Origin of the sequence: Mycobacterium marinum, assembly GCF_003391395.1 — a bacterium.
In the GTDB taxonomy this organism is placed as follows: domain Bacteria; phylum Actinomycetota; class Actinomycetes; order Mycobacteriales; family Mycobacteriaceae; genus Mycobacterium; species Mycobacterium marinum.
In genome coordinates, this window is sequence record NZ_CP024190.1 from 6,089,558 (window position 1) to 6,101,887 (window position 12,330).

The 12,330-nt window shown below is 68.5% G+C and carries 10 protein-coding genes, 1 tRNA gene and 1 pseudogene; 8 read left to right on the top strand and 4 right to left on the bottom strand.

The features are described 5' to 3' along the window. Positions 1-8 precede the first annotated feature (8 nt). The 4 genes from CCUG20998_RS25890 to CCUG20998_RS25905 are packed head-to-tail and all read left to right on the top strand — an operon-like array spanning position 9 to position 3,642. Positions 9-398, top strand: coding sequence for an STAS domain-containing protein (locus CCUG20998_RS25890; protein ID WP_012396697.1), 390 nt, complete (start codon positions 9-11; stop codon positions 396-398). Further along, positions 388-798 (top strand): anti-sigma regulatory factor, encoded by a 411-nt coding sequence (locus CCUG20998_RS25895; RefSeq protein WP_036456741.1) that lies wholly within the window; start codon positions 388-390, stop codon positions 796-798. Before CCUG20998_RS25890 ends, CCUG20998_RS25895 begins: the two co-directional genes overlap by 11 nt. Next, complete coding sequence (locus CCUG20998_RS25900; RefSeq protein WP_012396699.1) at positions 791-1,417, top strand: SpoIIE family protein phosphatase; 627 nt, start codon at positions 791-793, stop codon at positions 1,415-1,417. The genes CCUG20998_RS25895 and CCUG20998_RS25900 overlap by 8 nt, the downstream gene beginning before the upstream one ends. Further along, positions 1,414-3,642, top strand: coding sequence for a SpoIIE family protein phosphatase (locus CCUG20998_RS25905; RefSeq protein WP_020730917.1), 2,229 nt, complete (start codon positions 1,414-1,416; stop codon positions 3,640-3,642). The genes CCUG20998_RS25900 and CCUG20998_RS25905 overlap by 4 nt, the downstream gene beginning before the upstream one ends. A gap of 19 nt (positions 3,643-3,661) precedes the next feature. On the opposite strand, the gene CCUG20998_RS25910 is transcribed toward CCUG20998_RS25905, so the two are convergent. The 3 genes from CCUG20998_RS25910 to selD form a co-directional block, all read right to left on the bottom strand. Continuing rightward, entirely contained in the window at positions 3,662-5,188 is a 1,527-nt protein-coding gene (locus tag CCUG20998_RS25910) for an HNH endonuclease signature motif containing protein (RefSeq protein WP_020730918.1), read from the bottom strand. A 43-nt stretch (positions 5,189-5,231) separates the two neighbouring features. Then, positions 5,232-5,786, bottom strand: a complete 555-nt coding sequence (locus tag CCUG20998_RS25915) for a type 1 glutamine amidotransferase domain-containing protein (protein WP_020730919.1) — start codon at positions 5,784-5,786, stop codon at positions 5,232-5,234. 191 nt (positions 5,787-5,977) lie between these two features. Then, on the bottom strand, positions 5,978-6,994 hold the full coding sequence (selD, locus tag CCUG20998_RS25920) for a selenide, water dikinase SelD (protein WP_036456742.1): 1,017 nt from the start codon (positions 6,992-6,994) through the stop codon (positions 5,978-5,980). 32 nt (positions 6,995-7,026) lie between these two features. On the opposite strand from selD, the gene CCUG20998_RS25925 reads away from it, so the two are divergent. The 3 genes from CCUG20998_RS25925 (at position 7,027) to CCUG20998_RS25935 (ending at position 10,140) form a co-directional block, all read left to right on the top strand. After that, positions 7,027-7,121: transfer RNA gene (locus tag CCUG20998_RS25925), tRNA-Sec, on the top strand. Positions 7,122-7,135: 14 nt separating this feature from the next. Continuing rightward, complete coding sequence (gene selA / locus CCUG20998_RS25930; RefSeq protein ID WP_020730921.1) at positions 7,136-8,437, top strand: L-seryl-tRNA(Sec) selenium transferase; 1,302 nt, start codon at positions 7,136-7,138, stop codon at positions 8,435-8,437. Further along, complete coding sequence (locus CCUG20998_RS25935; RefSeq protein ID WP_020730922.1) at positions 8,425-10,140, top strand: selenocysteine-specific translation elongation factor; 1,716 nt, start codon at positions 8,425-8,427, stop codon at positions 10,138-10,140. Before selA ends, CCUG20998_RS25935 begins: the two co-directional genes overlap by 13 nt. A 252-nt stretch (positions 10,141-10,392) precedes the next feature. On the opposite strand, the pseudogene CCUG20998_RS25940 reads toward CCUG20998_RS25935, so the two are convergent. Beyond that, positions 10,393-11,586 (bottom strand): annotated as a pseudogene (locus CCUG20998_RS25940) (MFS transporter); the annotation flags it as partial. Between the two features lie 41 nt (positions 11,587-11,627). Between CCUG20998_RS25940 and CCUG20998_RS25945 the strand changes: the two are divergent. Then, positions 11,628-12,278 carry a TetR/AcrR family transcriptional regulator gene (locus CCUG20998_RS25945; RefSeq protein ID WP_036456743.1) on the top strand — a complete coding sequence of 217 codons (651 nt, stop codon included), beginning with the start codon at positions 11,628-11,630 and terminating at the stop codon, positions 12,276-12,278. The last annotated feature ends 52 nt before the right edge of the window (positions 12,279-12,330 follow it).

Here is a 12,330-nt window from a genome sequence, read left to right on the forward strand (position 1 = left end):
GGTTTGTCATGCCAGTACCGATCTTGAAACAGGGTCCGATTCTGATCGCGACGGTTCAGTCCGCACTGACCGACAGCGACACCGAACGCCTCCGGCATGACCTCATGGAGCGGGTCAGCCGCTTTCGCGCCCAGGGCATTGTGGTCGACGTGACCGCCATCGACGTGATGGATTCGTTCGCGGCGCGTTCGTTGCAGACCATCGCCCACATGACCCGATTGCGTGGTGCTACCACCGTGATCGTGGGCCTGCAGCCAGAAGTCGCGTTTTCAATGGTCCAATTGGGCCTGACCTTCGACGACATGAAAACCGCCCTGGACCTCGAAGAGGGTGTGGCGCTGCTGAACAAGCAACTGGGACTACGGAAGTCGACGATCGGGCCCGACGGTGGCGGATGAGACCGTGGTCGGGATCAACCATCCCGACGACATCGTCACCGCCCGAAAAGCCGGTCATCAACTCGCCCTCGACCTCGGATTCTCGCTGACCGACGTCACCATGATCGCCACCGCGATCTCCGAAATCGCGCGCAATATCACCAGCTATGCCGGTCGCGGCGCGGTTCGGGTGGCCGTGCAGGACCGGGAGGGCCGCAAGGCCCTGGTGGTGCGCGCCGAAGACGACGGTCCCGGCATCGCTGACATCGAGCGCGCGATGGAGGACGGCTACTCGACCGGGCGCGGGCTGGGCATGGGCTTGCCGGGAGCGCGGCGCCTGATGGACCGGTTGGTCGTGGAGTCTGTGGTAGGCCGCGGAACGATCGTCGAGATGTGGAAATGGGTTCCGCCTCGTGCGTGATAGTGGCCGATTCGGGCCAATCGAGTGGGCGACGGCCGGTCGCCCGCGGCCCGGTGAGCACGCTCTCGGCGACCAGCCGATCGCCGTCGAGACCGAGGACGACTCCGCACTCTTCGGGGTGATGGACGGGCTGGGGCACGGCCCGGCCGCCGAAAGCGCCGCGTTGCGGGCCGTCGAGGTGGTCAAGAATGCGCGCGGCGAACGTCTCGAGGTGTTGATCCAGCTCTGTCATCGGGTCCTGACCGGCAGCAGGGGGGTCGCGATGACCCTGGCCAGGATTGATCTGCCCACCGGCAAACTGGTGTGGACGGGGGTGGGAAATGTCAGCGCCAACCTGGTAGCCAAGGCGGTAAGCGGCGTGCAGGTCCGATCCAGCGTGCGACTGACCCCCGGCATTGTCGGCTACCGGATCCCGGAGATCACCCCAGCAAAAATGGTTCCCATGCGCGCGGGCGATCTACTGGTCATAGCCAGCGACGGCGTCGCCGAGGACTACCTGGATCACATCGATTTTGCGGCGTCCGCCCCGGTGATCGCCGAACAGATTCTGGTCAAGCACGCCAAAGAGAACGACGACGCCCTTGTCCTCGCCGCACGCCACCGGGGCGTATCGACGTGACCGAGACCGGAGACTTCGGCGCCGTCGATGCGTTCCAGACCCAGTACGCCGACGCGCTGCGCGCGTATCTGGATACCCGCGACGAGAACAGTCTGGCCGTCGGGCATGAGTTCGGCCGCCGGGCACTGCAGGAACAGATCAGCATTCTCGACATCATCGAGAACCACTTCCGGCTGCTCGACGAAATCTCGCCGAACCCTGGGTCCGACCGGTCGGTCGCGCTGGAGTTCTTGCTGCAGACATTGGCCGCGCTGGACGTTGCGACGCGCGGATTTCTAGACGGCACCAAACGCTACGAGGAGCAGCGGGCCCGCGCCGAGGATCTCGCGCACCGCGACAAGTTCCGCAGCGCCCTGGTGAACTCGTTGCAGGAAGGGTTCTTCGTCGCCGATGACGAGGGTGCCGTGATCGACATGAACAGCGCCTTTGCCGAGATCCTGGGCTATCCCCCCGAGGGTTTGCCCTACCGGTGGCCACACCCGTGGCTGGTGGACCGCAAATCCGCGGCACAACAGCAAGAGCGAGTTCGGCATGAGGGCAGCGCCGACTACGAGACGCCGGTTCGCCATCAGGATGGCCATCTGTCCTGGGTTGCGGTGAGTATCAACGCGGTTCGCGGATCGGGCTCAGACCGAGACGTCTACGTCGGCACCGTTCGCGACATCACCGCTGAACGCGCCTTCGCCGCCCGGGAAAGCGCGGTGCTGCGATTGGCTACCTCGGTGAGCGTGGCCAAGAGCGTTTCCGAGGTGCTCTCGATCACTCTCGAAGAGTGCCGTACCGCGGTCGATGTGCAACGTGTGGTCGCGGTGATGTGGCCACCAAGTGACGGCGAACCTACCGTGCAGGTCGCCGGGGAGCCGGCGGAATCGTCCTGGCGTGCCCTGGATCCGCAGCTGCGCGAGACGTTCCTGGGCGCCCGTGCCCAACTGCCGCTGACCGCCAGACCGATCGAGTGGCCAGACTCCCCGGGCAGGGCACAGGGGCTGGTCGCGGTGCTCTCCGGCACCGCGGACGTCGCCTTATGGCTGGAACTTGGGGCACCGCGCTGGGTGACCGCCGAGGATCGGCTGCTGGTCACGGTCCTGGTGGGTCACCTCAGCCTGGCCATCGGGCACGTCCGGCAGTTCGAGAGTGCCCGGGAAACATCGTTGACATTGCAGCGGGCCATGCTGCCGCCGGTGAAACCGCCGCCCGGCTTTGCGGTGCGCTATGAGCCCGCGGTCCCGCCGCTCGAGATCGGCGGTGACTGGTATGACGTATTGCCGATCGGTGAGCACCGCATCGGAATTGTCGTTGGCGACTGCGTGGGGCGCGGTTTGCCGGCCGCCGCGATCATGGGCCAGCTGCGCAGTTCGGCGCGCGCACTCTTGCTCACCGGTGCACAACCGGCGCTATTGCTCGAACAACTCGATGCGGCGGCATCGCTGATTCCCGATGCCTATTGCACGACGGTGTTCCTGGCCATCCTGGACACCGAATCGGGCATCCTCGACTACAGCAATGCCGGCCATATGCCCGCGGTGCTCGCCGAGCCGAAGTCTGGGCCCGTCCTGCTGACCGATGCCCGGTCAGTGCCGCTGGCGGTCCGTCGAGTGGAGCCCAGACCCGAAGCGACTCAGGTGTTGCCGCCAGGGTCGACGCTGCTGCTGTTTACCGACGGCTTGGTCGAGCGCAGGTACGAATCGATTGACGAGGGGCTGGGCCGGGTGGCCGATGTGGTGGCCGACTCCGTGATGCTGCCGATCGATGCCGTCGCCGACGCGGTGCTGAGTCAACTGGCCCCCACCGGGGGCTATGACGACGATGTCGCGATGGTGGCCTATCGGTACCAGCACGGGCCGCTGCGGATTGAAACCAGTGCTACCCCAGACCAATTGGTCATTGTTCGGCGCCAGTTGCTGTCGTGGCTGCAGGCCGCCGAAGTTCCCGACGAGCAGGCGGGTGACATTGTGCTGGTGGTCAGCGAGGCGTGCACCAACTGCATCGAGCACGCCTATCGCGGGCAGAGCGTGGGGACGATGCTGCTCGACGTTGAAGCCGCCGACGGGGCAATTCACGCCCGGGTCGTCGACTCCGGTTCCTGGAAGAAGCCCGCGGCCGACCCGGGCAACGGCGGTCGAGGCATGACGCTGATCAGGGCCATCAGCGATGAAGTGGAAATCGACAACAGTCCGGGCGGCACCGCCATCGACATGACATTTCGGTTGCCCGCGGAGGACTGACGCACCGCAGCCGGGGGTCTCAGAATGGCGGTGGATGGGACTGGGGCTCGGGCTGCGGCGGCGTCGGCGGCGCGGCGGATTTGGCTTGCCCGCCCGGCTGGGTGCTGCGGCCGTGGTGGTTCTGACGACGTTCGGTGGCGACGCGGCGGGCGCGGTCTTGTGCCCGGGTGCGCTGACGTCGAGGCATCATCGCACTGCGCTGGTCGCAGTAGTCCGATGGTGGGTCGGCCTCCGCTGCCGGCAGTCCGCCGGTGGAACGGCACAGGCTGGGGAATAGCAGGGCGCTACCCGGGGTGGTGACGTAGGTGTGTCCGGCCGGCGAGGTGAGGATCAGGGTTCCGTCGGGCAGTTGCTGGTCATGCCAGCCCCAAAAGGTCTTGACCAGATGGTGGGTGCGGCAGTAGCACTTCAGGTTCGAGGCGTGAGTGGGCCCGCCCTGCGCGTACGGGATCGTGTGGTCCAGATCGCAGTTCAGCGCGGGCTGGTCGCAGCCGGGCCAACGGCAGGTCAGATCCCGGCACCGCACGAAGTCCGCCAACGCCTTCGAGGGCACATATCCCGGTTCCGGCGGGACATCGCCGGGGTGACGCAGCGGCACCAGCTTGGCCGACTTCGCCAGCTCGGCAACCAATTCCGGAGTGACAAGTCCGTCAGCCCCCACCTCCCAGGCCGGAGCCCCGCCGTCGCCGTCGAGCGTGGCCCGTTCGGCGATCACATGGATCACCACCGACTGGGCAGCGGGCCGGGCACCGGCCGCACAGTCCGGGAGCCCGCAGCGACACCCCAACCGGTCTCCACCGGCGGCCAGCACCCCGAGCGCATCCGCGCGCCGCTGTTCCCGGCTGCGGGGATCCTGCGCGCACACCGTGGCCGCCAGCGCCGACAGCCGCCGATCCAAGGCGTGCGCGTCGATGGTGAACATGCTGCCGTCGATGCGAGAGATTCCATCCGCGTCCTGCCCTATCCAGATCTCCCGGTCGGCGTGGCGTTCCTTACGGCGGCGCACCGCATCGGCATCGGCGCGAGCCACGATGGCGTCGACCTGTCCGGACAGACGGGCCTTCGTCATCGATGGCCACCGCCCCACGTTGAGGGCCACCAGCTCATCCACGGCGGCCATCACCTGCGGGTCAACGATCAGATCGGTGCGGAACACGATGGTCTGAAACGCCCGCAGGTCGATCTGACCCGCCGCGAATACCGCGCCGGTCTTGGGCAGCCGCTCACGCAGGGCCCGGGCATAGCGCAGCCGGCTGGCCGCCAAGCCCTGACTGATCCGCAGCCCCGCGGCCACCTCCGCCGCCACGGCCTCCATGGTGTCGACCGCCCAGTCCTCGGTCTCCGAACACCGCGACAGCCGGTAGGCGAACAATTGCCCGATCTCGATCAGCTGCGCGGCCGCGGCGCGGTTCTCGGCCCGCGCGGCCGCACCGATCCGCTGCACCCAACCCGCCGACTCCGCCGTCGGGGTGCGCAACTGGCGCCGCTCGGCGAGCGCATCGCAGGGGTGGTCAACGCCCGTGGCCGCCCCCGTCGATTCGAACATACATTCGATATTAGCTGGAGGCTCTGACACTCGCACACCCAATTCAGCGGCATGCCCCGGCTGCGAATTGCTTGACGATCGCCGCGCAGAACACCGGTAGATCCGCCGGTGAGCGGCTGGTCATCAGATTGCCGTCGACCACGACCTCTTCGTCGACCACGTTGGCACCGGCATTGCGCAGGTCGGTGTGAATACTCGGATATGAGGTGATCGTTCGCCCTCCGACCACACCGGCCTCCACCAGCATCACGGGACCGTGACAGATTGCCGCAACAGGCTTTCCGGACTCCACAAAGGCGCGGACGAAATCGACCGCAGCTTTGTCCATCCGAAGCTTGTCCGGGTTCACCGTTCCGCCCGGTAGCACCAAACCGTCGAATTCGACGACCGACGCGGCCTGCACCGGACGGTCAACCGCGAATCTGCCGGCCGGTTCGAGATCGTGGTCACGGGCCTGGATGTCACCTTCTTGCAGCGACAGCACCTCGACCCGCGCGCCTTCTTGCAGCAGGGCGGCGCGCGGTTGCTCGAGTTCGACTTTCTCGACTCCGTCGGCGGCCAGCATGGCAATACTCTTGCCGTTCAATTCGTCGGACATATGTGAATACTCCTTCATAGGTCATGGCCTTGCCCTGGTTGTCAGCCCGAGGCCGCCCGTAATGCGTGCAGCAACGGTTGGCGAGAAGTGGCCGCTGCAGACCAAGACGTCAAGACCGCACTGTTTCGGCCGAAACCACATATCGGGTTACCCAGGTCGGCACCGGGCAAACTAGCGTCAGACGCGCAAACTCAGAGCACCACGATGGTGTGGCCGGCACGGCGGGCGACCAGCTCCCCGATGACGGGTGCACCGGGGATTTCCCCCGCGATCAGGAGCCCACCGGAGGTCTGCGCGTCGGCGAGCAGCAACGCCTCGGACTCATCGACCGCGGACAGGTCAACGTGTGGGCCCACCCACTCGAGGTTGCGGCGCGTGCCGCCGCTGACGTATCCGGCGGCCAGCGCCTGGCGCGCCCCGTCCAGGTAGGGCACCGCGGTCGAGTCGATCACTGCGGTGACCCCGCTCGCCCGCGCCAGCTTGTGCAGATGCCCGAGCAACCCGAAACCCGTAATGTCGGTTGCACATTCGACACCGGCGGCCACCGCGGCGGCGGCCGCGTCGGCGTTGAGGGTGGTCATTGCGTCGATGGCTTGCGCAAAGCGCTCCCCGGTGGCCTTGTGCCGACTGTTCAGCACCCCGATTCCGAGTGGCTTGGTCAGCGAAAGCGGAGTGCCTGGCCTACCGGAGTCGTTGCGCAACAGACGATTCGGGTCTGCAATCCCGGTCACGGCAAGCCCGTACTTGGGTTCCGGGTCATCGACACTGTGCCCACCGGCAAGATGGCAACCCGCGCTGGCGCAGACGTCGCGCCCACCGCGCAGTGTCTCGGTCGCCAACTCGAAGGGCAGCACATCGCGCGGCCATCCCAACAGGTTCACCGCTACCACCGGCCGTCCGCCCATCGCGTACACGTCCGAAAGCGCGTTGGTGGCAGCGATTCGGCCCCAATCGTAGGGATCGTCGACGACCGGGGTGAAGAAGTCGGTGGTGGCGATCAGCGCGGTTCCCTCGGCAATCAGCACCGCGGCCGCGTCGTCACCACTTTCCAGCCCGACCAATAGCTCGCCGACCGGATCACGTGGCGCGGCGGCACCCAGGCCCCGAACCACCTCCTCCAACTCGCCGGGCGGAATCTTGCAGGCGCACCCGCCGCCATGGGCGTACTGAGTCAGTCGGTAAGTCCCTTGGTCAGTCACCATTCCCATAATCGTCGCCCATAATTGTCGCTATGGCCCAGGGAGGCGTCTCCGGTCTGGTGACCGGCGCGGTCTTCAAAACCGTCGAGCGACAGCTGCTGCCGTTGGCGGGTTCGATTCCCGTCCGCCTCCGCCACCGCGCCGATCGCCATGGGTGACGGCAGCGACCGGCGCCGCGCGGTGCCGCGCACCGACGTGCTGCTCGCCCATCCCAAGCTGGCCGAGGCCCAGCGCACGCTCGGGCGCACCCTGGTGAAGTCGGTGATTGCACAGGCCCAGCAGCGCGCCCGCGCCGGCGAGATCGAGCCGGACCAAGTCGCCGAGCACGCGATCGACGCGCTTCCCGGCACGGCATCGAGCTTGCGGCCGGTCATCAACGCCACCGGCGTCGTGGTCCACACGAACCTCGGGCGAGCGCCGCTATCGCGGGCCGCACTGGACGCGGTGGTGACCGCCGGCCGGGCCACCGACGTCGAGTTCGATCTGGCCACCGGCCGGCGTGCCCGCCGCGGCCGCAGCGCGCTGGCCGCTTTGGCCCGCGCGGTGCCCAGCGCGGCGGGCGTGCACGTGGTGAACAACAACGCCGCCGCCCTGCTGCTGACCGCCCTAACCCTGGCGGCCCCGGGCAAGGAGATCGTGCTCAGCCGCGGCGAGCTGGTCGAAATCGGTGACGGCTTCCGCATCCCGGAACTGCTGGCGTCCACGGGTTCGCGGCTGCGTGAGGTCGGCACCACCAACCGCACCAGCCTGCGCGACTATGCGGAGGCGATCGGCCCGGACACCGGGTTTGTGCTCAAGGTTCATCCGTCCAACTTCCACGTCACCGGGTTCACCTCGGCGGTCGGCGTCGGCGAACTCGCGCAGCTGGACGCCCCGCTGGTGGCCGACATCGGGTCAGGGCTGTTGGCGCCACATCCACTGCTGCCCGACGAGCCGGACGCGACAACAATGCTGCGCGACGGCGCCAACCTGGTCACCGCCAGCGGTGACAAATTGCTCGGCGGCCCACAGGCCGGCCTGCTGTTCGGCGATGCCGACCTGATCGAACGGCTACGCCGTCATCCGGCGGCGCGGGCCCTGCGAGTGGACAAACTCACGCTCGCGGCCCTGGAAGCCACCGTGGTGGGCCCGCCGACGCCGGTCGCCCAAGCGCTGGGCGCCGACCTGACCGAGCTGCGCGCGCGGGCCCAGCGGATCACCGCGCAGCTGCCCCAGAGCGTGGGGGCGACGGCGGTGGACTGCATCGCGGCCGTCGGCGGAGGTGGGGCCCCCGGTGTCGAGTTGCCCAGCGCCGGGCTGAGCCTGCCCGAGTCCTATGCGGCGACATTGCGCACCGGTAGCCCGCCGGTCGTCGGCCGCCTCGAGGCCGGCCGGTGCCTGCTGGATCTGCGTACCGTGGCTCCCGAGGAGGACGAGCTGCTGTTGGCAGCGGTGCGGGCGTGTTTGTCATAGCCACCGCCGGGCACGTCGACCACGGTAAGTCGACGTTGGTGCACCGGCTCACCGGCATGTGGCCGGACCGGCTGGCCGAGGAACAGCGCCGTGGGCTGACCATCGATCTGGGCTTTGCCTGGACCGAGCTGGATGGGCGCCAGCTGGCCTTCGTCGACGTACCGGGCCATGAACGATTCGTCACCAACATGCTCGCCGGCTCGGGGGCGATGCCGCCGGATAGCCCGGTCTTGTTCGTGGTGGCCGCCACCGAGGGCTGGATGCCGCAGTCCGAGGAGCATCTGGCCGCCCTCGATGCGCTGCGGGTTCGGCACGCGCTGCTGGTCATCAGCAAGGCCGATCTGGCCGACCCCGGTCCGGCCATCCGAGCGGCATCCGAACGGTTCGCCACCACATCGATGGCTGACCCATTTGTCGCGCTGGGCACCGAGCTGGACCAGGTGCGCACCAAACTGCTCGCGCTCACCGATCGGCTCCCCGAACCCGACCGCGACGCCGATGTGCGGCTGTGGGTCGATCGCGCCTTCACGGTCCGCGGTGCGGGCACGGTGGTCACCGGGACGCTGAGCGCCGGCACCATCCGGGTGGGCGACGAACTCGAACACGCCGGACAGCGCGTCACCGTCCGCGGCCTGCAATCGCTGGGCCGCGATCACACCGAGGTCGCGGCGGTGGCCCGGGTCGCGCTGAACCTGCGAGGCGTCGATCGCCGGCACATCGCTCGCGGCGATACCGTGCGCACTCCGGGGGCCTGGCTGGACACCACCGAGATCGACGTGTCCCTGCGGTCCGCGGTCAAGCTGCACCGTGAGCTGGTGGCGCACCTCGGCTCGGCGGCGGTGCCGGTGTACGTGCGTGCGCTGGGAGCCAAAGCGGCACGGTTGCGGCTGAGCCGGCCGCTGCCGTTGCGGGTCGGCGACATCGGACTGCTGCGCGACCCCGGGCAACATCGGATCGCGGCCGGAATCGAGGTCCTCGACGTCGCCCCGCCCAGCCTGCGCCGGCGCGGTGCGGCGCGCGAGCGGGCCCGGGAACTGGCGGGCGGGCGGATCCGGCCGCCACAGTGTGCGCGGGCCGCGGTGCTGCGCGCGATGGGGCTGCCGCTCGCCGGATTGCGGGTGGGCGATTGGCTGGTCGATCCGCAGTGGTGGGCCGCCAGACGCGAACACGCCGCGGCAACGGTCACCCACTGGGCCGCCGACCACGATGTCGCGGCGGGGATGCCATTGGAAACGCTGCGCCAGCAAGTGGGGCTACCCGCCGCCGAGCTGGTTCCCCCGCTGTTGGTGGGAACCGGGCTGGACGTGGCCGACGGGCTGGTGCGACCGCCCGGCGCGGGCCTGCCAGCGCGGGTCGACGCGGCGGTGCGCACCCTCGAAGGACGGCTGGCCGCCGAACCGTTTCGCGCCCCGGAAGCCGACGAATTGGGTGAGCTGAGGCTCGGAGCGCGTGAGCTGGCCGCGGCGGTACGCGCCGGCCGGCTGACCCGGGTCGCCGACGCGATCGTGCTCGGTCCGGACGCGTTCGAGCGGGCGGCCGAGATCCTCGCGACACTGCCCCAGCCGTTCACGGTGAGCCAGGCGCGCCGGGTCCTGGGAACCACCCGCCGGGTCGCGGTGCCGTTGCTGGAACAGCTCGACGCGCTTGGGATCACTCGCCGCGGTGAAGCCGGCACGCGCACGTTGCTGACCACGCCAGGCTGAGCGGGACCGCCGGTGGCGGCCGGGCCGGTGGGGCCGGCGCAGCAGCGCGGCCACCGCGATCGCGGTGGCAACGATGGTCAGGGCGGCGCCGGTCAGGGAGACGTGCAGGCCGGTGCAGAACGCCGAGACGGCCCCGGCGGTGGGGAGATGATTGCGATACGTCGCGGTCAGCAGGCTGCCCAGCACGGCAATACCCAGCGCGCCGCCGAGCTCACGAGCCAAGTCGTTGACGGCCGAGCCGACGTTTTGCAGACGCGAGGGCAGCGCGCCGGTGATCGCGGTCGTGGCCGGAGGCATCGCCAGCCCCAGCCCGGCCCCCAGCGGGATCAATCCGCTGGCGATGTGCCAGTAGGGGTCGGCGCTGTCGAGGTGCGCCAGCACCATCAGCCCCTCCGCCACGATGAGCAGGCCGGCGACCCAGGGAAGGCGGATGCCGAATCTTTCCGTCAGGTAGGGGCTGAGCCGGGAACTGGGAATCATCCCGATCGGCATGGCCAACAGGCCCAGCGCGGCGGTCAGCGCGCTGTAGTGACGAACCGATTGCAGGTACTGCATGATCACGAACAGAAAGCCGAACAGCGCGAAGAACTGCAGGGTGATCGAGAGCGAGCCGGCCGCAAAGCGTCTGTTGGTGAACAGCCGCGGGTCGAGCAACGGGTAGCGGCGCCCCATCTCGATGACGACGAAACCGGCCAGGATGAGCAGGCCCAGCGCGATACCGCCGACCGTGACCTGATCGGTCCAGCCGTACGCCGGAGCCTCGATCACCGCGTAAACCAGCACCGCGATGCCCGCGGCCGCCAGCACCGCGCCAACCACGTCAAGCGGCGCCGGATCGCGCTCGGCCGATTCCGGTACAAAGAGCAGCGTGCCGGTCAGCGCCACCGCGGCCAGCAACACGTTCAGCCAAAAAATCGACTGCCAGGACCACCACTGCAACAACAGACCCGAGGCGAGCAAGCCCACCACCCCGCTGGCACCGGCGACGGCTGTCCAGATGCTGACCGCAGCGGCGCGCCGCTGCGCCGGAAAGCTGCTGGTGATGGTCGACAGCGTGGCGGGCATGATCAGCGCGGCGCCGACTCCCAGCAAGGCACGCAGCCCGGCCAGCACGGTGGGGTCGGTGGTCAGGGTGGCCACCCCGGATCCGGCGCCGAACACAACCAGGCCGACCAGCAGCGCCAACCGTCTGCCGTAGCGGTCCCCCACCGCGCCGGCGGGCAGCAGCAAGGATGCGAACACCAGGCTGTAGGCGTCCACAATCCAAGCCTGCTGGGTCTGGTCGGCATGGGTCTGCCGGGCGATATCGGGCAGCGCCACATTCAGCGAGGCCATCGCCGCGACCACCGTTCCCAAGGCCAGGCAGGTGACGGCCAAGACCAGACCCTGATGCCTGGGCCTGCGAACCAGCGGGGTCTGCGGCGGGGTTGGCAACGTGGTGAGCATCCGCCCACCGTGACCCGCGCGCCGGTAATATTTCAACGGTGATGAATTACTCGAGGGTCAGGGGGCGCAGGGCCGGGAAGCCCGATACGCGGGCCAAGATCCTCGAGGTCGCGCGGCGACGTTTCCTGGAAGGCGGCTACCAGGGGGTGAAGCTGCGGTCGGTGGCGGCCGAGGCCGGCGTCGACCTCGCGTTGATCAGCTACTACTTCGGGTCGAAACGGGGGCTCGTCGGCGAGGCTCTTGCCTTGTCGGCAAACCCCGCCGATGTGCTCGATCAGGCGGTCGCCAAAGGCGACCCGGCGACATTTCCCCAGCGTGTCCTGGCCGGGCTGCTGGCGTTGTGGGAAGACCCGGCCAGCGGCGCATCGCTGCGGGCGTTGGTGGCCGGCGCCGCCCACGATCCGGCGCTGGCAAACCGGGTGAAGGAAATGGTCGAGCGCGAGTTGATCGACAAGATCGCGGCACAGCTCGGCGGAACAGACGCGCGCAAACGCGCCTCGATGTTCTGCAGTCAGATTGCCGGTCTGATCGTGACCCGCTACATCCTGTGCCTGGAACCCGTCTGCTCGATGACCCACGATGAAATAATTCGCCAGTACGCCCCCTTGCTGCACCTTGCGTTGAGATCAACCACTGCGACCGCCCGCCATCCTGCGCCAAACACACTGTCCGGCAATACAACCGGACGATAGTTGGCAGCGCCGCCGAAGGTAGGCGACACCGGGCCCCATCGCGTAGTGTCAG